The organism is Candidatus Tisiphia endosymbiont of Ditula angustiorana (assembly GCF_964026425.1).
Taxonomy (GTDB): domain Bacteria; phylum Pseudomonadota; class Alphaproteobacteria; order Rickettsiales; family Rickettsiaceae; genus Tisiphia.
In genome coordinates, this window is the sequence record NZ_OZ032143.1 from 842,238 (window position 1) to 863,213 (window position 20,976).

A 20,976-nucleotide genomic window follows, 5' to 3' on the forward strand; every position below is an offset into this window, starting at 1 on the left:
AAGACTAAAAAAATTAAAATCATAGAATTAACTAGGATATTTAAAGAATTATTGCAGAATGTTAAAAAATATACTTAATATAAAAAGTGATAATGTTGAATTTTATATATATACTTGAATGATTATATAAAACAAAAGAAAGTTACTTGATGAAAAGAATTATAAAATGCCTATATCAGGCAGCCTTTAGAACAATTGAACATGATGGTGTTGAATATTCAGGGTATATGTCATTTATGGTACTCCTAACGATCTTTCCTTTTTTAGTTTTTTTGTTAGCACTAACAAGTTTTGTTGGAGCATCAGAACTTGGAAAGAATTTTATCACTATTCTTCTTGAAAGTATGCCAGAACTGGCTACTGACTCAATAAAAACTAGGATAAATGAACTTGGGAAAACTCCTCCTCAGAGCCTAATGACCTTAGCGATAATGGGAAGTATTTGGACTGCTTCATCTTTTGTTGAATGTTTAAGAACAATTTTAAATAGAGTATATGAGATAAAATCTCCTCCTACCTACATAAGGCGAAGATTACTTAGCATAGCACAGTTTTTAGTAATCAGTATATTCATTACCTTTGCCATGCTTATTCTCATTATAGTACCAATAATATTAACAAAACTACCAATAATTTTACAAATGATAGAAGAACATAAGCACACTTTAACCCTTTTTCGATATGTTATAATTTTCTGCTCATTATTTATTACCTCCTCATCACTATATTATATAATCCCTAATGCAACATTAAATTTTACAGACGTAGTTCCTGGAGCTTTATTAACGGTAATTTTATGGGTGATAAGTGGATATTTATTATCTACCTACATAATATATTATAACCAATTAAGTATAATATATGGTTCACTTGGTAGTATAATAGTGACTTTAATATTTTTTTATATTATTAACATGATTTTTATATATGGTGCAGAATTTAATTACCTACTAAGAGAATATCCTTGAAAGCAGAATAATATATTCTTCTGCCATAGTACCCTACATTTTTTATATAACCACTATTAAAATGGCTGCTGATCGTCTATTAGCGAGGTGTCGCTGAAAGAGGCGACGCGGCAATCCAGGATACGCGAAGCGTACTAGAAAAAACAGCTTCGCTGTTTACCTAGATCGCCACGGCATCTAAAGATGCCTCGCGATGACGATTATAGAAAAATGTAGGGTACTATGATCTTCTGCTTTCAAGAAAAGCTATGTTTTTCATTTTCTTCACCTAATTCAATTATACCATCAACATTCCACCATTAACATGGATAGTTTGACCGGTGATGTAGGAAGCTTTGTCGCTTGCTAGAAAAGCTACTACGTTTGCAACATCTTCGGCTTCTCCGAAAGTTCTAAGAGGAATTTTTTGCATTATAGCCTCTTTTTGAGCTTCGTTTAATTTATCAGTCATGTTTGATTTAATAAAACCAGGAGCAACTGCATTAATTGTGATACCCCTACTTGCTACCTCAATTGCTAGAGACTTTGTCATACCGATCAAGCCAGCTTTGGAAGCACAATAATTTGCCTGTCCTGGATTGCCGGAAACTGCAACCACAGACGCTATGTTAATTATTCTACCATAACGAACTTTCATCATTTTCTTTATCGCTTCACGATTTAGAATAAAGCTAGCTTTTAAGTTTATATCTATAACTTGATCAAATATTTCATTGGACATTTTCATTGCCAGCATATCTTGAGTGATTCCGGCATTACAAACTAAAATGTCGATTTGTTCAAGACTAGCCACCAAGTTAGTACATTCATCAATATTTGCTAGATTACATGGTACTATCGTATAATTATCTTTTAAGTTATTTGCAAGTGCTTGTAGTTTTTCTTGGTTACTACCACTAATTATCACATGACTACCAAGAGAGTGGAATAGCTTAGCAATGCTACCACCAATTGTCCCAGATGCTCCAGTAATTAGAGATTTTTTAGCAGTTAAATCTATCATTTTTATTCTTCCTCTTCTATAGTTATCGTTTCACTATCAAAAGTAACACTAGTATTATGAGAAGACTTTTGACGAATTAGTTGTTCTATTTCAAAGCAAATAGCAGGGTGTTCTCTTAGGTAATGTTTGACATTTTCTCTACCTTGACCTATACGAGTGTCATTATATGAAAACCAAGAACCCGATTTTTCTATTATTTCAAATTTAACACCAAGATCAATTATCTCGCTTTCTCTAGAAATACCACTACCATACATTATATCAAATTCCGCTGTTTTAAACGGTGGAGAGACTTTATTTTTAACAACTTTGATCTTAGTTTGACTCCCTACTAGCTCTTCTTTATCCTTGATTGTTGAAACTCTTCTAATATCTAGCCTTACTGAAGCATAAAATTTTAAAGCATTACCACCCGTGGTAGTTTCTGGACTACCAAACATGACACCTATTTTCATTCTAATTTGGTTAATAAAAATAATTATACAATTAGTTCTTGAAATTGATGCAGTGAGTTTTCTAAGTGCTTGGCTCATTAATCTAGCTTGTAACCCCATATGAGAGTCACCCATTTCCCCTTCAATCTCTGCTTTAGGCACAAGAGCAGCAACACTATCTATAACGACCATATCAATAGCTCCAGAACGTACTAGAGTATCAGTTATTTCAAGTGCCTGCTCTCCAGTATCTGGTTGAGAAATAATAAGCTCGTCAATATTTATGCCAAGTTTTTTGGCATATGCTGGGTCTAAAGCATGTTCTGCATCAATAAAAGCACAAGTACCACCTTTCTTCTGTGCTTCAGCAATTACATGTAGAGTTAAAGTGGTCTTTCCTGAACTTTCCGGCCCAAAAATTTCAATAATTCTTCCCTTAGGTAACCCACCTATACCGAGTGCCAAGTCAAGCCCTAGCGATCCTGTTGGTATTGCCTCAACGTCTACAGCAGGGCGTTGACCGAGTTTCATGACAGAACCTTTGCCGTAACTTTTTTCAATCTGGCTAAGTGCGGCAAGCAATGCTCTTTCTTTGTCTATAACGTTCATTTCTAGAATCAGCTTAATAAAATTAAATTTATAAAGTAACATACGAGGAAAATCCAGTAAAATAATTACAAATATTAATATCATAATGATTTAAAAATTGCAACTAAAAATTAAAACAAATCTATTCTTTAACCTAGGTTCGATGTAAGCCATCGGTTTAATAGCTCGAGTAGGAGGTTCTCTTTTCAGAGAACCTCCCCTCTATGATCTGTCAACAGAGTATAATTACTTTATTATCTAGGGATATAGAGATAGCTCTAAATTCAAACTTATTTGACAAAACCTTTTTCTTACTTAAAAAATAATATTATCAATAACAACGAAATATTACACCCAAATGTTTCGTTGAATCTTATTTTATCTGATAAATCTTCTATTTATATTAATAATTCTTACAACACGTTGATTTTCGATTTGCAAGCTTTCAACGAAATAATTACAAAAATATTTCCAAATTACCTTCTTTATAAGATAGATCCCAGTAATTATTTATTTCCAGTCTGCTTTACTAAGCATGCCCAAGCAGAGATTGATACAAAAGAACTAATTAATTATTTAAAAAAATATTTCGCTGAATATTTTTTATATACAGCAATAAAATATGAGTGTAATATAGATAAATTAATAGTAGATTGTGGACAACATGTTTTCTATCAGATAATTTTTAGTCTACTTTATAATTTAATAAATTTTATGGAGGATCAGAGTAAAATACCTAAGTCCTTATGTATAACGTTTACTACCCATAAATTAACTATTTTCTATGATGAATTTTTATTAACAGAACAAATAATGGTAAATTTATCAAATAGTATGATTGTAGAAACTATTGATCCGTTTTTACTGAATTGTAGTAAAATATTTCAACCTTTAAAGGAACATGGGTTAAACTACGCAATATATAATGAAAACAAAAGAAATATAATAGAGACTGAGTTACGAAAAACTACAACTGCTAATAAAGAAAAAGCTAAGGTAATAAGTTTGAAAAAATATAAACATATAAAATAGTAAATTGTTTATACTTGGAGGAAAAGATGAAAAAATCTCTATTAATAATTATGGTATTAATTATGTCTTATATATCAGTTGTTCAAGCGGCAATATCTAATCTTGTTATACCAGTTAGTTATTTTGTTGACCATGTTAAACAATTAACTTTAGTTAAAAATAATTTAATTAAATATAGGCAGACAAGTCTCGTTGGCATTAGTGGCATGGGCAAGACTCAACTTGCAAGAATGTATGCTTATGAGAATAAAAATAATTATGAGCTTATTTGGTTTATTGATTGTAACTTAAATATTAATGAAGAGTTTTTAAAGCTAGCAAAGTCAATTAATGAAGAGGCAAGACTAACTTAATATCAGAAGATGTAGAATCAGCAAAGAGAGAAGTATTGTCTTACTTATCTAGTAAAGATAAATGGTTGTTAGTATTTGATAATTTAAAGATCAAAGAAAATCAAAAAGTTCAAGAGTTCATTAATTGGGAGCATAATGGTCATGTTATCTTTGCTTCCCAAGATAGTGAGTTATTACATAATACAATCAAAATGACGGCATTTGAAAAAAATGATACTACTACTCTTGCTAATAATATTTTAGAAAAAGACGATCCTAAACTAGTAGGATTTTTAGTTCAAGAATTTGCTGGTTATCCTATACTTATAGCACAAGGTGTTCAGTTATTAAACCAAGCACTAGATTTAAATCAAGAAGAGTATAAAAAGAAGATACAGAATTCTACCGATAAAATTAAACTAAACATTACTCTAGCAATTAATGAATTAAAACCAAATACTAAAAGACTACTGAATAAGATAGCCTTGATTAATAACCAAGGCTTTTCCAAGAACTTACTAAGGATTATTACTGATGATAAAAATACCATTGATGATGATATTTATCAATTATCTAAATTTGCTTTGATAGCTAACATTGACTCAAATGAAACTAATCCTATTTTTGAAATGCATAATGTTGTTGCTAATAAAATAATGGAACTAAATGGAAATAAGAATAATAGAGCTTTTTTAGAAGATGTTATTACTAAATTGGTTAATTATATTCCAAAGGATGTAATAAAAGGACGTGTTTTTAGGAATTCTAGGACTATCCAAGAAAATTTTGAAATAATTGAAAAAAATTCCATCAATTATAATATTGCTATATATAAATTGATGGAGTTAAATACCCAATTAATAATTCAATATATGAACTCTTATGATTACTATAATGTAGAAAAAAAAATTGACTGGTTTAATAAAAACGATCAACAAGGAAATTTTAAATTATGGTTAATGAATAATGATGAGAAAGCCATGTATGCAGCTTATCTAGAATTAATAGGTATCTATTATAGAGGTAAGGTTAATTATAATACTGCGATTGAATATTACACCAAAGCAAAAGAAATCTTTGACAAAGTAAAAGGTTATGAAGCTTATAAATGTAATGTAGTATATTTCTTAGCTAAAGCCTATATTTCACTAGGAAGAACTCAAAAAGCAGAGGAAAATATTCAAGTAGTAGAAAATATGTTTAATAAGGAGTTGGTAAATAGTCCAGATATAGTAAATTTGTATTATGCCAAAACAAGTTTATTTTTTATGCAAGGAAAATATAAAGAAGCACTAGAGCAAGTTAATAATACTATAAAAAAACATATTGAAGTGGAGTACAAGCTAATGATATATATCTTGTAGGACCTTATATGTCAAGATCTGAAATACTAAACTCCTTAGGTAAATATAATGAAGCCTATGAACAATCACAGCAATTATATGATATGCATAAGTCAGTAAAGAAAGAAGAGCATGAAGTATTTGGTCGAATCTTTACCCAAATGTCAAGAGCTGAACTTGGGTTAGGAAATGCTAACAAAGCTCTAGAACATGCTCAAAAAGCTACAACCATATTCATTAATGATCCAAGCAGACCTAATAAAAACCTTACCACCTCACCAGATATAGATTTAGCTAAGGCGTTTGTTGCTGAAGGGGATGCATTAGCAGTTCTTGGTCAAAACGAGAAATCAGTTCAGTCTTATTTAACAGCAGAAATGTTATATTGGAATAATTATAAAGATAATATGAAAAATGTTGACGAAGTAAGTCTGATGTACTTAGCAACAGCAAAAGCTACTTGTCATTTAGCAGAAAAAGCTTGGTATATTAAATTTCATGATCAACATATAAGCAAATTTGGTTCAGATCATCCTAGAAGTATCGAAATACTAAAGATGGATTCGATATGTTATCCTGAATCTCAACGATGAGTATATTTTTGTTTCAGTATCCATTTAATAAATTTCTTATCAACGCAAGTTGCCAATTAATTGCTAAGCACAAAGCTGAATTTCATCAAGCCTTTGAAGGTAACTTATAGCATTAAAAGGCTCAAAATTAGCTATATTTTAAAATATAGCTAATTATAACGAACATTTTAACTACGACTCCTACTTGTAAACCGCTTTAAATAATGGTTTACCTGTATAATTAATTGGCAACTCGCGTTAAAAATATAAATACTCATACTACACTACTCTAGTTGCTTACCAAAATATACGGAAAAGAGAAATTAACGGTTTGTGTAATGTGGCTCATAACTCGATGTTATGGTTTGAAAATGTTGATAAATTTAAAGATTTAAGCCCTAGTAAATTTGTTAGATCCTTACTTAATAGACGACATGGTTCAGAGATTTCCATTGCTCAATGCAGCGATAATAATTTACTAAATAACTAATTTAAAGGAAAAAAAATGAATTATGCCGAAATCCTTAGTACACGACATAAAGGTTAACAAAAAATTAATAGCCAAGAAAAAGGGGCATAATAGTAGAAAATACGTAATACAAAACATATCATCAATCTAGTTATCATAACTTAATAGTTAAAAATATTCAGTTATTTTCTATTTTTGTATTATAATTATTATGTTTTGCAAGACATTAACTTTTTGTTAACCTTTATGTCGTGTACTGAGGCCGAAATCTCTAAACACACAATTTTATGCATATATAAAGCTTATGAAAGTCTTAATGAGTCTCCAATTGACAAAGGACTCAGAGCCTTAATTGAACTAAGAGTATCGCAAATAAATGGCTGCTTTTATTGTTGCAATTTACATCTTATCGATGCTAGAAAGAATAATGTTTCCCAAGAGAAACTAGATTTATTACCAATATACGTCAATTCGGGATAAGGATATTGAGAACATGTAGATTAAAATCAAATTTTGTTGAAGGTTTATTTTTCTTTAATGAATAAGCAACAAGAGTAGATAATATATGGACAAAGGCATTTATTGGTGATCTATGTCTAGTATGTTCAAGGTTCATTTTATTTTTTAGATAATCAAAAACTGTTTCAATTAAGTTACGCTTTCGAAGTAAGATTTTTTCTTTCAAATCCATTAATTTATTTTCCATATTCTTCTTAATTCCATGAATCATTTTTAAGCCTCTTTCATATAAATTTAAGAACAAATTTTGCTTAATATAACCTTTATCAGCTGCTATAATTCCAGTTAATCTTTTTGTTAACTCCGGTACTGGAATCCTATCATCTACATTGCCTTTGGTCACTTTTAATGCCATAAACTCCCCTTTATTATTGATTATTACATGTAATTTAAAACCATAAAAATACCCCATAGAGGATTTACTATGTTTGGCTAATCCTTTAAAAACTTTATTGCTATAACGCCTTTTATTGTGACAAGCTTTAATCGTTGTAGAGTCAATAAAATAAATACCTGTTTCCTCACCAAACAACAAATGAATCAACATATTTAGCGGTATGAATAATCGTGCCATTAATTCAACAAATCTATTATAACTCAAGGCTTTAGGGAAATCATCCTTATGCATGCACTCTATATAACTTTTATAGAAAAATTTAAAATTCTTAGCATAGGATGTATGAAACATAATTATTATTGTTAACATTTCACTTAAACTCATGCTACAACAGCGATTTCTCTGCTTATTTGATGGTAATAACTTTCTCTGTTCATACTCCAAATAAATTTTACAAAAATCATCTATAAAACTATATAATTCTGTGATATCTTTTTTCATGCCTGTAGTTTGTTTTTTTGTTTAAAAATATAAATACTGCAGGCACTCCTTTTTGACAATCCTTTTATCTATTACTATTTGGTATCCAAAGCACAAATCCCCGCCGATAAACTAGGATGCTCTATGTACCTTATATCTCTAGGTTTACAAGGTTGTTTTTAGATTTTTTTGTAACTGTGCAACTATATCCTCTATTTTTATTGTCTCTTTTACTTGCATAAACTCATATTTGCCGATAAAGTTAATATGTTCCCACCTTACTGGAGACACGCTGTTTAAATAGTTTATTCCCTCTATATTTCCTTGTGTGGTAAGCTCTGCAAGCAGTTTGTCTAGTATAATTGCATTGTATAATATTATAGAATTCGCCAGTAATCTAGAACATTGATTCCATATCTCATTCTCTAAAATGGTCTGTCCTCTAAACTTCCCACTATGTACTTTTGCTATAGCTCTACGTAGCTGGTGGTAAGCTTCAACCCTGTTTAAAGCTTTACGAATTTGACTCCGTAAAATGTCATCATCGATGAAATCTAATAAATAGAGACTTTTCAGTATTGAATCATATTCCCAAAGAGCTGTTTTAATTCTGCTGTACCTCTTATGAGATGACAACTTACCTATAATAGTAGCTTGGGTTGATTCCATCGTCGCGAGCGATATAAATATTCTTTGAATATTATCCCATTCTTCTGTGATGAGTTTTCTATTGGCGAGTTTAGTTGGTTTGATAAAGCAGTCTTTGTATAAGGTCAAAGGCTTCATACTTCTAAGGCTTTTGACTTGTTCTTTTGGGTCGCTAAAATTTGGCATAAATAATTTGCTTATGGAATCAAGCACAGCAAAGTTAACCCTGTTAATTGAATGCATATCTCCTGATATGGCGTTTGGATCAATGTCAGAGGTATTATTATATATAATGTCGTAGGTATAATGGCTCTCATGCTCATTCGCACCAATCATCTTGCAATTGATCGGCACATGGTTAAGTACCATACTAAACGGAACAATGCCTTTATATAAGCCAAAATATTTGGGAGAGTATCTTGCTTGCATAGTATCTAACCTTGTTTCAAACTTTTGGCCATCTACTGCAGCTAGTAATTTATCCGTCAAAATGTTCCACGAGTTAAATACCTTAAGACTAGCTATTTTGTTACTGATAATATCATTAGCCTCTCGTAAATTTTCTAGGCTCAAAAAGTTTTTTTCTATATTACTCAGAGTGCTATAGCTTATATCACAACTTCGTGCCATGCGATAAGTACCAAAACTAAACCCATTGGCTACAATGCAGGCAATGATTCCTTCATAATCAGCTTTTTGCTTAGAGTAACGTGGTTTGATATGATCAAAAGCTTCACAGAAGTTGGTTTGCTCATTGATACAATATAACAACTCACTAATATTAATATTTGGTATTCCAGCGAAGAAATTATCATCTCTCTTATCTACAGTAGGATTGATTAAGTGCCATTTGTAGTTCTTGTTACCATCTTTATCCTCTTTGCCAGCTTTAGTCTTACTCTCTTTTATTTTAATGTGGCTATTTTCTTTACTAGCAATTTTTCTATTCACTTCTAAAGTTTTTGCATGAAGTTTTGTTTCTAATTCATCAAGTCTTTGTTCTATATCAACAGCAATATTAGGGTAGTTCAGTTTTTGTATGAGTTCGTCTTTATTTTGCCATACCTTATCAGAAACAAGATCCGTGCTTAGGCTTTTATACTTAGTACTTTCATTACAAAAAATATTCCCCTTATCAATTTCCTTTACAATAGATTGGTATAGATAAAACTCATATTTATCTAGATGATAAGCATTGGAGGTTGTAGCCGTGCTTGAGGTTGGTTTAGTTGCTGTAGTAACAGCCGTAGGAGTTGTGGTTACGGCAGTTCCAGCCAAGATTTGACTTTGGTTGGACGTAGGTGACGTTTGTGCTGCATCAGAGGGTTTGGTGTTAGTTTCATTGCCTTTAAAAATATATAGATATTTTCTGATACTTTTTGGAATAAATGTGTCAGGAAATTTATCGTTAGCGATCTTACTTAGCGGCACTTCTTTATCAAAAACATCCTGTAGAAAGGATATTGCTTGCATTAAATCATCATCCTTTTTACTGCTACAAAACTCTATTGATCTAAATAGCATACGGAGATTACCCTTAATACGCTTGGCTTTATTAACATAGAATTCCCATTTAGCAGACTCAAAGTCAAAGGATTGTCCCTCAATATAGTCAGCTGTTGGTAGATACTGAGTTTTAGGGAGAATATTGTACGCAGATTTCCAAAAATTTGTATGCTCTATTTGTTCCGCCTCTCCCATAAATCTTAATAAGCTACTTACTTTTGGTAAATTATCATTATAATGAACTGTATGGAGTACGAGTTGCTGATGAGCATATTCATTGGACTCTTGAATGAAGTTGTTATTACAATAGATAAAACTAGTAACTAAATTATTGATGATCTCTTTGTATCTCTGATTAATGTAGCATAGCAAATACAGGTTTCTAAGTGGTTTGCTAAATTGCTCTAATCTGTAAATATTATACTCATCTGCAATACTGGCGTAGTACCTAATACATTTAGGTGATATTTCAAGTTTATCTATTAGCTGTTTGGATAGTTTATAATATTCTGAATATATACGAGACTTAGCACATTCTTCTTTGAGTTCTGAGTATTTAAAATTCTTTGGTTCTCGCTTGAGTGTTGATAAATTCATTGTAGAGCCTGATTGAGTCATACCTAACAAAAAATTATCAAGTGCTGGAGGTATATTATCTCGAAGTATATTTTCTATACGTTTAAATTCGATACTGATTGATAGGCTGATTATATCGTGTAATATAGTGTAACTTGGTAATACAATTTGTTTTATCTGAATCTGAGATAGTATTTCCCTAAAAATATCTAGATGATTTGCATGAATACGCACTAAAAGCAAAGCTTGTTCTACAAGCTCTTTACGTGCTTTATCATTGAAGTCTCTAAAATTCAGTAAAGCCAAAATTTTCTTATTGCTTTCTTCTTTTTTTGCCTTAAGCAATATACTTTTACGCTTATCTTGTATGGCAAAATACTGAGTTAACACATAATCCAAGTCTAGCAGAACATCTTTGTAGTCAAAAGAAAATAACCGACCTTTAGCTTTAAAATAGCCAAGTTATAATATTGCATGAACTTTAGAAGAAATATCGGGAATTTTTTCAATGAGCTGCCTCTCCTTCTTATTTAAAGAAAAGAAAACAATCCTTTCTTCTAATGTGAACTTTGGCAAAGAATAAAGATCATTGACTTCAGCCTCGCTTAAAATTTTGATGCGTTTATAACCTGTAACCATAAAACCATAAATCATAGCTTTTTGTATATGATAAAACGGTCGATAAGATACTGCTATTTTGTAAGTGCTATATATGTTATATAAATAATACAATATGTATAGTTTTTTCATAAAAATACAGTTAAAACTTAACAGGCTAGAGAATGACCAAAATTATAGCTTATATTCGTACCTCAACCGATAAACAGGAATTAAATAATCAAAAACTTGCAATATTAGAGTATGCCCAGAGAAATAATCTAAAAATATCTGAGTTTATTGAAATTCAAGTTTCTTCTAGAAAAACTTCTAAACAGCGAAGGATAGAAGACGTTTTAGGAAAACTCTGTAGTACTGATATGTTGATTGTAACAGAGCTGAGTAGGCTTGGCAGGAGTACTCCTGAAGTCATAGATCTGGTCAATGAATTAGTAAAAAAAAATATCAGAGTGGTAATACTTAAACAAAACCTTGACATTAGCAAGCAGGATATGAATTCCAAAGTCACAATTACCTTGTTTGCATTATTTTCAGATCTTGAACGTGATCTAATCAGTGTTCGTACTAAAGATGCCCTTGCACTTAAAAAAGCTCAAGGACAAATATTAGGTAAACCAATTGGTAGTATACAAAAAAGCAAGTTTGATAAAGACGTTAGTAAAATTAAAGAATTACTAAAACTAGGTCTGTCGGTAAGAAAAATATCCAAATTCTTTGGTTATAATAACCATATATCGCTTAATACTTATATTCAAAAAAGAAAATTGAAAGATAGTTTAAATGGAGACAAAAATACGAGTTTTTAAATGGTTTAATTAATAACACAAAAAACACTCTAAAACCTATATTATAAAAGGCTTAGTTCATGCTGGTTTATCGGCGGGGATTTGTGCTTCGAACCCCATATTCGTAAATACGGTCAGAAGCAAAAATTTCTTACGAAGCCTACAAAGGCTTCTGTAAAGGCTTTCCTTGCTGATATCAAAGCCACAGTCAGACGTAATTTTGGATCAAAAACAGAAGAGCTAATTTATCTGCTAAACCCCAAAATAACTGGCTGGACTAATTACTATAGACACTCAGCCGCTTCAAAAATCTTCTCTTATATTGATAATCGAATTTATAAGTTGCTCTATAGATGGACACGAAAAAGACACTATAATAAAGGATTCCGTTGGATTTACCAAAAGTACTTTCAACGCCAAGCATCCTCAAGAAGGTGGCATTTTCATGCTAAAGTCAATAAGAATGATAAGAAAAATACTACAACTTTTCATTTAAACTTGAAATTAGCAAGTGATACTAAAATTAGACGTCATACCAAAATTTTTGCTGATGCTCAACCTTATGATCCTAGTTATTTTGAATATTTTCAAAAACGCGAAGAATATAAGAGAGTATCACCCATTGTATACAGTAGTAACCGGGTCTACCAAGGCCTTATAAATGCTTGAGCGTAGTACTGGGAAACTAGTATGCTGCGTTCTTAGGAGAGTGGAACTCAGTAATGGGTTCTGCTTATCCGACAATTCAAATAACTCATTATGTGTTTTCTTAATGGCATAATATGCTAACTCATCAGCATCAACTCCTAGAGATTTTATTATACTAATCATCGTCATTGATTCACTATCAGACTTACCAAATAGTTCAGATAAGAAAAATGCCCGCTGTTTGCTATTAAGTGATTGCAACATATCAAAATTAGCTTTTTGCTGCTTGCTAATATTAGCACTTATTACATCATTGCCATGTTTTACTGCATCTAATCTTGCTTGTTCAGCAACTTCAGCAGCCAATCTTGCTTTCTCAGCAGCTATTTTTTGTTGCTTCTCCTGTTCAATAGCATCTAATCTTGCTTTTTCAGCAGCTATTTTTTGCTGTTTCTCCTGCTCAATAGCCTGTTCCGCTTCTTGTTGTTTAAAGACGGTCATAGCAGCGTAGAAATTATCAATATTTTTTTGACGTAATTGAATTGTATTAGTTGCTTCTGTTACATCTTGATCATATTCACCCTGATTAAATCTTCTCTCTGTATGTTCAGTATAATAAGGTTCGGCATTTATACCCAAAATAGATGTCCTATGTTTTGTTTCTACTAATGCATTGTAATAATACGATTCCTTGTTAATACTGTTCTTATGGTGGATCGCTTCTTCCCTTAGCCTGAGGAGTTCTTTTTCCTGGCTAGGGGGATCAAAGATTAATCGTTGTACTGTGGAGTAAGTATAATGGTGACTATGATAACTTACAGTATACTTAAAAAAAATATTATTTATCTAGAAGTGGGAGTTTGTTATAGAACCGCTCAAAGCGGGTTAATATTACTTATTTTGACCTGTAAAACAGGTTAAGTTGATCAGCTATTTTATCCTCAGATTCTTGGTTTTGAACGTATTTACGTACTACCTCTTTATTCGCTCCTACGGTACTCACAAAATATCCTCTTGCCCAAAATTTATGACCAACAAAATTTTGCTGTTTATTTGCTATATTTTGTGCTACCCATATAGAACTTTTACCTTTAATAAAACCCACAATGGTTGAAATAGAATGTTTGGGAAGAATGGATATTAGCATATGCACATGATCCTGCATTAAATATCCTTCTTCTATCTTACATTCCTTTTGACCCGCTAAACGATGAAACACTTCTTTTAACTCTTTCCTAATTAATCCAAATATCGTTTTCTTGCGATATTTGGGTGTAAAAACAACATGGTACTTACATTCCCATGTACAGTGGTTTAAACTATTATAGTTTGGCATATACATCATCCTTCTTGATTCTGCTTTGAGCGGCAAAATCATTTAGGGATATCTTTAGCATATGTCAAACACTATGATTCCACCGCTGAAAACGGTAGCTTAGCATTTGGGATAGTTAGGTTGTTGTTTCAACATCCATTACTACTGTGACATTAATTATTTTTACACACTTCTAGCTTTAATAATAATTTATATACTATTTAATCATAATATTTATTTTATAGGTTGTAAATCTATCACAGTAAAAGTTTTCCTAGCCACTTCAACTTAAAAAATACCGAAAGTTCAGACATAAAATAACCCCAATTCGGGATAAGAATTAGTTAATTCTTATCCCGAATTGGCTTTAATATAAGGAAAAATATATTCTTAAAGCGGCTAACGCGAATGCATTTTAAACCTTTCTAAAACTAAAAACATGATTTTAATCTTTTAAAATCATGTTTTTAGCAAAATATTAATTTAACCTGAATTCGATGTAACAAGTTAATACTAGACCCAGTATCATCTCTATTGTGGGTGATGTCACCCCTGCGTAGGCAGGGGTCTAAAGCAGTAGCAAGGATTAAGTGCTTAAACATTTTTAGATCCCTGCCTTCGCAGGGATGACATCGAGCGTGCAGAGAATAATAATTATTCTTACATCAAACTGAGGTTAATTTAACAATCAGATGCAGAGCCGTCTCAAATCTGATTGTTTCTATAATTTTACCGAATTTCCGTATGCAACTCGTTAAACAATCCCAACAACAACATAAAACAGATGCTCAGGTTAAGTTACCTTGCCTTATTAGATCATCTAAAATAGGCGTTTCTTTTTGACTTCTTTGGACACGATCAACTTTATCAGCTACAAAAGTAATAGGCTTATGTTGCTTTTTTATAAATTTGATAATTTCCATAAAATGTTTGCAATCACCTTATAATGACCCCATAAAACTAGACCAGTGAGTAAGTCAGTTCGTAGGCACTCTTATTAAACAAAAAGGGTTTTCTTTTAAAAAAGAAAACCCTTTTGTTTAAAGTAATAGATAAGTAAACTTAAAAGATTAGTTTAGAAGTTTACACGAACTTTTAAAGTACCTTGGTGACCAACATATTTACTAGCTAAATATGCATCGTAACCAGCTCCATACTCCATATTACCAGCTTTAGCAGTAACGCCTAAACCAAGGTTAAATAATGTTTTTGCAGCTTTGTCAGATCTAGTAGCAAACGAACTAGTCATACCATCTAATTTAGCATTAACTTTCCCTAAACTACCAACTAACTTTTGTGAAACAAAAGCATGTACTTCAGGCATCACTGTAATACCACTAGCATCTACAGAAACTGCAAATCTAGTACCAAGCACAGCTTCAACTTTATTGCTAGTCTTCTTACCAACGACCTTATTTACGTTGTCTGTATTAGTTTCTTTATAACCTTCATCGCTAGATCCTGTATAACGAATTCCAGCCATCGGTGTTAATAATACTGAGTCAGATACTTTAGCATTGTAACCAAATAATACTTGACCACCGTAAGACAGAGAATCATAACTAGCTTTAGCAATTTGCTGACCACTAGCATTACGAGAAGTAGGAACTTTTCTAGGATCGCTATTTTTAATTTTATTTGAACCAAAAGAAACCAAACCTTGTACAAAGAAATCTTTATCAAGTTGTTGTGATCCATAAAGAGAGAGCATCACAGTATTAATGTCTGTTTTTTCTCCAAATTTATAATCTTTGTATTTCATATCAGTTCTAACAATACTAACAGCAGCACCGATCGTTAGATTTTCGCTCGCTAAAGCATCGAAACCAAGGACTCCACCAACAGATTTTGTTTTATAGCCAACAACACTACCTTCACCCTTCTGAATAGCTTGATTATAGTATGGCATAGCCCATGCACCCATTGATTCACCAGCTACATCATCAGAACCACTACCTACAGGTTTTTGTTGATCAACTTGGGCAAGTCTTGCTCCCACTAAATTAGCAATCCCAACATTAGCATGTTCAATAGCTTCAGTTACTAGTCGATTCTCAGTATTTACAAGTTGTTGTATTGCTATACCACGTACTTTTGGATCTTTTGATAACAGACCAATATCAGTCATAGCAGCTAATGACTCACGACCAAGCAAAGCAGCATTTTCCTGATCTTTCTCATCACCACCAACAGCTTTTATATCAATTGGAGCTATAGTTGCAGCACCATTTGAACGCAACAAGTAAACATCTTTATCATCTTTAGTATGAACGGTCCACTGTGCATATGGTTGATCTGTTTCTACTCCTGTTAGAGGACCAAATTGCGCACCATTAACTAGACGTAGATTTTTACCTTTGGCAATCAACTTGTACTCTTGATCCGCCCCTAATTGAGCTTTATCCTTAACGATTATAGCATGAACTGGTACATTAGCAAGCACATCTATAGGAGTATTAACCTCTATAGAACCAAGTTTTCCATCTGGAGTTAAGGTAGTTGCAATCACAGTGTTAGGACCCCATGTAGAAACTATGTTATTTTGGTTATCTTGGAAGATTAACTTACCATCGGTCAGATTAATCACTCTATTAATACGTGAAGTACCACTAATTATGTTATCACCAAGACTTATGATATTTTCACTAGTGAAGTCAACTATTTCTGCATACATAGCAGCGTTGTATAATAATGCTTCTTGATTGCCATTAAATGTTATAGCCTTAAAACGAGCGTTCTCTGCACCAAGATTAGCACCGATCTCAGCATCATTTGTGAAGTTAATCTTATTATTGTCTCCCTTACTGGTCATAGCAGCTGTCAAAATCACACCATCTTTAAACTCAGCTACAGAACCACCTTTATCACTACCAACTTGTAGTCTACTAGCTACCATTCCACCAGCTTTGTAAACCACATTGTCATTTATAATACCATTATTGACATAAGTATCACCAAAGTTCTCGGTATTTACTTCAAAAGTTGCAGCTTTTAAGTGGCGTCCTTCAGAACCTAAGCCATAAACCTGATGAGGAGCAGCCTTAAAGTTAACAGTACCTTGATTATCATTTTTAGTTGTTACACCAAAGAAGCTTGGAGTACTAACATTTATGGTATTATCTCCAGTAAATTGTAGATTAACCAAATGATCCCTATCAGTACCAATAGCTTTATCGATAGAGTGATCAATAGCTGATAATACAACTGTAGGTCTAGCGTCTTTCAAAGTACTAACAACATTTATCCCATCAAGTTTCATCTGTGGAGCTAAAGTTAAGCTTGCAGCAGCTGTACTGGTGAACTTAATAGTGCTAAATTTTATACCGTTACCTTCTAATGCAACATCACCACCATTCAATTCTAAGATAGCTATACCGTTGTTAGCAGCATTAGCAGCTGCTGTAGTCAATTTTACACCAGTACCAGCAGCATTAACAAATTTTAGTATTCCCTTACCAGGAGCTTTACCAACAACTGCATTAGCAGTATAATTACTGTCTACAACTAATGTAGATCCGTCACCTAATTCTATATTTCCGCCGAAAAAGCCTGAACCAGATGTAATTGCCGTAACACCATCATTTACTGTAAGATTGTTAAATTTCTTTACTGAATCTCCTATTGCACCCTTTAGAGTAGCATTCCCAGCAAAAACTATATCACCTCCTTGAGCTCTACCGAAAGAAGTTATACTCTGAGCAGTAATATCATTATCTTTATGAAGAGTAAGAATCTTATTGTCTGCTGTAAACTTGACTTCCTTTAACCCAGAGGTTGTTGTCTTATATAAGGAGACATTCTCATGAACTTCAAATGTAGATTCCTCTGCATTTGTCAAAGCTCCAAAGGCATAGTTAGCAGCAACATCCATCTTAACTGTTGTAGCTCTACCACCAAAATCAATTCCAGCAATATTAACCCATTTATTGGCAGCTGTAGCTAAGTTAAAGTTAAGTTTTTGCTCTTTCAGTAATAATTTATCTAGACCCTTAGGATCAGCACCAGCAGGATCCATACCAATAGTGCCAACAATAGTTAAAGTCTTACTCGCGGTCATTTCAGTTGCATCAATAGTACCACCACCATTAGCACTTATTGTAGATGTAATGGTTACATCTGCTCCATTATTTAATTTCAATGTTCCACCACCAGCATCCTTAAAGATATCATTAGCACGAATCGTAGCACCTTTAACTGTTACTATTGCATCCTTAGGAATGGTAATCTTACCAACTGCTCCAGCACCAGCAGCACCAATGTTACCAATGTTACCAATAATTTCAGCATTACCCTCAAACGTTAAATTTGAAGCAGAACCAACACCAGGAACACCAGCACCAACAGTTTCATTAATATTACCGGTCAGTTTATAATCCTTAGCAAATGTAAAATGTGTATCAAGCACCATTCCTTTTAGTTCAGTGACATTATGATCTCCTGACAATTTCAGAGTACCAGCAGCATCACTTCGAATTTCAATCAAGTTGTCTCCTGTACCACTTAATTCACCATTACCTTGAAAAACTATCGTTCCATTTCTAACTGCACCAGCACTACCTTGTTTGTTAGCATAAAAATTTCCTTGAAGTGTTTTATTAACTCCCACAGTAATTGTACTAGGTACATTATGGAAATTTGTTGTACCAAGATTACTATTGACGTTTATATCTAGATTTGTAGCTGCTTTTATGTTTGTAACACCCTGATCTCCTACATCAACTTCACCATTGAAAATGATACGCCCCCCGAGTAATTCAAGCTCTTTAGTATATACTCCTCCTACAATTGTTGCAGCATTAACAGCACCAGCAGTAACTGTGAATTTCTGAACTCTAAGATCCTTACGTGTACCAACTACGGCCTTATTTGCAACTACATGACTAAGAGTTCCAGCTATTACATGAGTATTGAAGTGAATTTTACCCTCTCCATCTTTAACACCAATAAGAGATCCATTTATAACTGTAAAGTTAGCAGCATTAGCATTAGAAGTAAATAACAATGTACCATTACCAGTATTACCAAAGTTGATTCTACTATTTGCTCCTTGTTGTAAATCCAACGTATTAGGAGCACGAGCACTAGCAGTAGAGTCGAATTCAACAATACTATCATCAAAAATGTTAATTATGTTGGCTGTGGCAACTTCTGCTTGACCAAATTTTGTATTTTCACCTTTATTGTCAATATTCAATGTTGCATTTGCACCATTAACAACTTTAAACATAGTAAAATCGAGAGCTCTAGGAGCAAAAGCAAAACCAGCACCAGCACCAGCACCAGCACCAGTAGTAATATTCAAGACACCATTATCACCACCGAAGTTAACTGGACCTACATGCTCAGCAACCAAAACAGCAGCAGGAGCTATAGCACCAACAGTCCTACCACCGATAGTTAAACTTCGACCAGCTGCAATTGCAAAAGGCAGTACATTATTAGGACCTCCAACAGCAGTATTAGTTATCGAATTGATAACTGTGTCTGTAGTAACTGTAAATGTATCTTGAGCACCATCACCAGCAATTCTATGTAGATCAATGTAACTAATAGTTTGACCACCATCAAGGTTAGCATTAACCTTACGCAGATTATCATATTTCAAACTAGAACCTGTGACAAATGGCGTAGCACCACCTAGATTTAATCCGGCACCTGTCCTAAACACAGCGTCAGCACCATCCGTCTCCCTATTCGCAGCAGCAAATGCCGTACTTCCACCGACTATAACTGAAGCAATAGAAGCAGTCGCTAGCAAGTTTTTCAAAAAACTGCTTTTTTTACTTTTATTATCCATAATTTTTTCCTATTTAAGTTAATTCATTTTCTAAATACAGTTTCTTAGAGCAATTAGTTTCAAAAGTTATTCCTGCTCGATGTCATTCCTGCATCTATGTCATTCCAGCTTCAGTGCGGAATCTAAAAAAATAGCCTAAAGACTATTAAACATTATTAGATCCTCGCCGTAGCTCGGATGACATCGTTCTGACGTTAGTACTACAACTGTAGTATTAGTTTCAAAAGTTATTCCCGCTCGGTGTCATCCCAGCGAAAGCTGGTATCTAAAAAAGTAGCCAAGTAGATCCCTGCCTTCGCAGGGATGACAATCAAAAGCACAGAATTGACCATCAAAGGTGCAGGGATAACATCGAAAGCATAGGGATAACCCTACGCAATCAATAATACCTTAAAACCTTTTTAGAAATATCTAAACACGCAGCTACTATATATGTAAAAATAACTAATTACAAGCTACTTGACTATTTTTTTTATAAATTCTTATCAACTGTGTTATATTTGAAACAGCTATAGAAATTTGTTATATCATGATAGTTTGACTTACTTGACTCTCAAACTTTCTTACCCCAAAAACATCTGACAATTGACTGGAAAGTTGCATAAAGTTATCTAACTATAACCTCGAATATCGATTTTTTGGATTCCTGCTCCCCCTTTATGTCATTCCTGCGTAAGCAGGAATCTTTCCTGCTTCAAACTATCATATTAGGCTATTTCTTTAGACCCCTGCCTACGCAGGGGTGACATCATTCACAGTTGGAGCTTAACATTCCCGCTTCGGTGCGGAATCTAGAATGTCTAAAGCACCCTTTCTGTCTGTTTCTTTAGATTCCCGCCTACGCGGGAATGACATCTATAACGATTGAATTTATATCTATAGCAACTATTAATTGTGACTTTTAAATTACCCTGCATCGTACTGTAAGATCAAATCTTGACTTTTACAAATTAAATGATTGACCCGCCAATACCTTCAAACAAGTGACTGACTCATAATTTTTCTT

General features: G+C 32.9%; 17 protein-coding genes and 1 pseudogene. 8 read left to right on the forward strand and 10 right to left on the reverse strand.

Annotated features, from left to right (window positions below):
- Nucleotides 1-149: 149 nt before the first annotated feature.
- Nucleotides 150-968, forward strand: a complete 819-nt coding sequence (locus AAGD29_RS03905; RefSeq protein ID WP_341758593.1) for a YihY/virulence factor BrkB family protein — start codon at nucleotides 150-152, stop codon at nucleotides 966-968.
- A gap of 277 nt (nucleotides 969-1,245) precedes the next feature.
- Here AAGD29_RS03905 and fabG read toward each other — a convergent pair whose 3' ends face one another.
- Complete coding sequence (gene fabG, locus AAGD29_RS03910; protein WP_341758594.1) at nucleotides 1,246-1,971, reverse strand: 3-oxoacyl-ACP reductase FabG; 726 nt, start codon at nucleotides 1,969-1,971, stop codon at nucleotides 1,246-1,248.
- Nucleotides 1,972-1,973: 2 nt separating this feature from the next.
- Nucleotides 1,974-3,014 (reverse strand): recombinase RecA, encoded by a 1,041-nt coding sequence (gene recA, locus AAGD29_RS03915; protein ID WP_341754445.1) that lies wholly within the window; start codon nucleotides 3,012-3,014, stop codon nucleotides 1,974-1,976.
- 273 nt (nucleotides 3,015-3,287) lie between these two features.
- Between recA and AAGD29_RS03920 the strand changes: the two genes are divergently transcribed.
- The 5 genes from AAGD29_RS03920 to AAGD29_RS10250 all read left to right on the forward strand — a co-directional run bounded on the left by AAGD29_RS03920 (nucleotide 3,288) and on the right by AAGD29_RS10250 (nucleotide 7,221).
- On the forward strand, nucleotides 3,288-4,025 hold the full coding sequence (locus AAGD29_RS03920) for a hypothetical protein (RefSeq protein WP_341758595.1): 738 nt from the start codon (nucleotides 3,288-3,290) through the stop codon (nucleotides 4,023-4,025).
- A gap of 26 nt (nucleotides 4,026-4,051) precedes the next feature.
- On the forward strand, nucleotides 4,052-4,378 hold the full coding sequence (locus AAGD29_RS03925; protein WP_341758596.1) for a hypothetical protein: 327 nt from the start codon (nucleotides 4,052-4,054) through the stop codon (nucleotides 4,376-4,378).
- Nucleotides 4,379-4,413: 35 nt separating this feature from the next.
- Nucleotides 4,414-5,721 carry a hypothetical protein gene (locus tag AAGD29_RS03930; protein WP_341758597.1) on the forward strand — a complete coding sequence of 436 codons (1,308 nt, stop codon included), beginning with the start codon at nucleotides 4,414-4,416 and terminating at the stop codon, nucleotides 5,719-5,721.
- An 8-nt stretch (nucleotides 5,722-5,729) separates the two neighbouring features.
- Nucleotides 5,730-6,293 (forward strand): tetratricopeptide repeat protein, encoded by a 564-nt coding sequence (locus tag AAGD29_RS03935; RefSeq protein ID WP_341758598.1) that lies wholly within the window; start codon nucleotides 5,730-5,732, stop codon nucleotides 6,291-6,293.
- 694 nt (nucleotides 6,294-6,987) lie between these two features.
- A complete protein-coding gene (locus tag AAGD29_RS10250) occupies nucleotides 6,988-7,221 on the forward strand; it encodes a carboxymuconolactone decarboxylase family protein (protein WP_410521177.1) in 234 nt (77 codons plus the stop codon).
- On the opposite strand, the gene AAGD29_RS03940 is transcribed toward AAGD29_RS10250, so the two are convergent.
- The 4 genes and pseudogenes from AAGD29_RS03940 to AAGD29_RS03950 all read right to left on the reverse strand — a co-directional run bounded on the left by AAGD29_RS03940 (nucleotide 7,208) and on the right by AAGD29_RS03950 (nucleotide 11,557).
- On the reverse strand, nucleotides 7,208-8,098 hold the full coding sequence (locus AAGD29_RS03940) for an IS982 family transposase (RefSeq protein ID WP_341757373.1): 891 nt from the start codon (nucleotides 8,096-8,098) through the stop codon (nucleotides 7,208-7,210). The two genes, AAGD29_RS10250 and AAGD29_RS03940, sit on opposite strands and share 14 nt — an antisense overlap.
- Nucleotides 8,099-8,242: 144 nt before the next feature.
- Entirely contained in the window at nucleotides 8,243-10,849 is a 2,607-nt protein-coding gene (locus tag AAGD29_RS03945) for a Tn3 family transposase (protein ID WP_410521188.1), read from the reverse strand.
- 96 nt (nucleotides 10,850-10,945) lie between these two features.
- A pseudogene (locus AAGD29_RS10255) lies at nucleotides 10,946-11,257 on the reverse strand (DUF4158 domain-containing protein); the annotation flags it as partial.
- Between the two features lie 12 nt (nucleotides 11,258-11,269).
- Nucleotides 11,270-11,557, reverse strand: coding sequence for a hypothetical protein (locus tag AAGD29_RS03950; protein WP_341757647.1), 288 nt, complete (start codon nucleotides 11,555-11,557; stop codon nucleotides 11,270-11,272).
- Nucleotides 11,558-11,589: 32 nt separating this feature from the next.
- Between AAGD29_RS03950 and AAGD29_RS03955 the strand changes: the two genes are divergently transcribed.
- Nucleotides 11,590-12,231: a recombinase family protein gene (locus tag AAGD29_RS03955; RefSeq protein ID WP_341757363.1), complete on the forward strand. Its 642-nt coding sequence runs from the start codon at nucleotides 11,590-11,592 to the stop codon at nucleotides 12,229-12,231.
- Between the two features lie 81 nt (nucleotides 12,232-12,312).
- Nucleotides 12,313-12,879 carry a group II intron maturase-specific domain-containing protein gene (locus tag AAGD29_RS03960; RefSeq protein WP_341758599.1) on the forward strand — a complete coding sequence of 189 codons (567 nt, stop codon included), beginning with the start codon at nucleotides 12,313-12,315 and terminating at the stop codon, nucleotides 12,877-12,879.
- On the opposite strand, the gene AAGD29_RS03965 is transcribed toward AAGD29_RS03960, so the two are convergent.
- The 4 genes from AAGD29_RS03965 to AAGD29_RS03980 all read right to left on the reverse strand — a co-directional run bounded on the left by AAGD29_RS03965 (nucleotide 12,826) and on the right by AAGD29_RS03980 (nucleotide 19,970).
- Nucleotides 12,826-13,497, reverse strand: a complete 672-nt coding sequence (locus AAGD29_RS03965; protein WP_341758600.1) for a hypothetical protein — start codon at nucleotides 13,495-13,497, stop codon at nucleotides 12,826-12,828. The two genes, AAGD29_RS03960 and AAGD29_RS03965, sit on opposite strands and share 54 nt — an antisense overlap.
- A gap of 256 nt (nucleotides 13,498-13,753) precedes the next feature.
- On the reverse strand, nucleotides 13,754-14,194 hold the full coding sequence (tnpA, locus tag AAGD29_RS03970; RefSeq protein WP_341758601.1) for an IS200/IS605 family transposase: 441 nt from the start codon (nucleotides 14,192-14,194) through the stop codon (nucleotides 13,754-13,756).
- 767 nt (nucleotides 14,195-14,961) lie between these two features.
- Nucleotides 14,962-15,096: a hypothetical protein gene (locus tag AAGD29_RS03975; protein WP_341758602.1), complete on the reverse strand. Its 135-nt coding sequence runs from the start codon at nucleotides 15,094-15,096 to the stop codon at nucleotides 14,962-14,964.
- A 152-nt stretch (nucleotides 15,097-15,248) separates the two neighbouring features.
- Complete coding sequence (locus tag AAGD29_RS03980; protein ID WP_341758603.1) at nucleotides 15,249-19,970, reverse strand: autotransporter outer membrane beta-barrel domain-containing protein; 4,722 nt, start codon at nucleotides 19,968-19,970, stop codon at nucleotides 15,249-15,251.
- Nucleotides 19,971-20,976 lie beyond the last annotated feature (1,006 nt).

What these genes read in the sequence shown, in the direction of transcription:
- fabG (WP_341758594.1), bottom strand. Translation starts at nt 1,971, where the DNA reads ATGATAGATTTAACTGCTAAAAAATCTCTAATTACTGGAGCATCTGGG.
- AAGD29_RS03945 (WP_410521188.1), bottom strand. Translation starts at nt 10,849, where the DNA reads ATGACTCAATCAGGCTCTACAATGAATTTATCAACACTCAAGCGAGAA.
- AAGD29_RS10250 (WP_410521177.1), top strand. Translation starts at nt 6,988, where the DNA reads ATGTCGTGTACTGAGGCCGAAATCTCTAAACACACAATTTTATGCATA.
- AAGD29_RS03975 (WP_341758602.1), bottom strand. Translation starts at nt 15,096, where the DNA reads ATGGAAATTATCAAATTTATAAAAAAGCAACATAAGCCTATTACTTTT.
- AAGD29_RS03980 (WP_341758603.1), bottom strand. Translation starts at nt 19,970, where the DNA reads ATGGATAATAAAAGTAAAAAAAGCAGTTTTTTGAAAAACTTGCTAGCG.
- AAGD29_RS03940 (WP_341757373.1), bottom strand. Translation starts at nt 8,098, where the DNA reads ATGAAAAAAGATATCACAGAATTATATAGTTTTATAGATGATTTTTGT.
- AAGD29_RS03950 (WP_341757647.1), bottom strand. Translation starts at nt 11,557, where the DNA reads ATGAAAAAACTATACATATTGTATTATTTATATAACATATATAGCACT.
- recA (WP_341754445.1), bottom strand. Translation starts at nt 3,014, where the DNA reads ATGAACGTTATAGACAAAGAAAGAGCATTGCTTGCCGCACTTAGCCAG.
- AAGD29_RS03925 (WP_341758596.1), top strand. Translation starts at nt 4,052, where the DNA reads ATGAAAAAATCTCTATTAATAATTATGGTATTAATTATGTCTTATATA.
- AAGD29_RS03935 (WP_341758598.1), top strand. Translation starts at nt 5,730, where the DNA reads ATGTCAAGATCTGAAATACTAAACTCCTTAGGTAAATATAATGAAGCC.
- AAGD29_RS03955 (WP_341757363.1), top strand. Translation starts at nt 11,590, where the DNA reads ATGACCAAAATTATAGCTTATATTCGTACCTCAACCGATAAACAGGAA.
- AAGD29_RS03905 (WP_341758593.1), top strand. Translation starts at nt 150, where the DNA reads ATGAAAAGAATTATAAAATGCCTATATCAGGCAGCCTTTAGAACAATT.
- tnpA (WP_341758601.1), bottom strand. Translation starts at nt 14,194, where the DNA reads ATGCCAAACTATAATAGTTTAAACCACTGTACATGGGAATGTAAGTAC.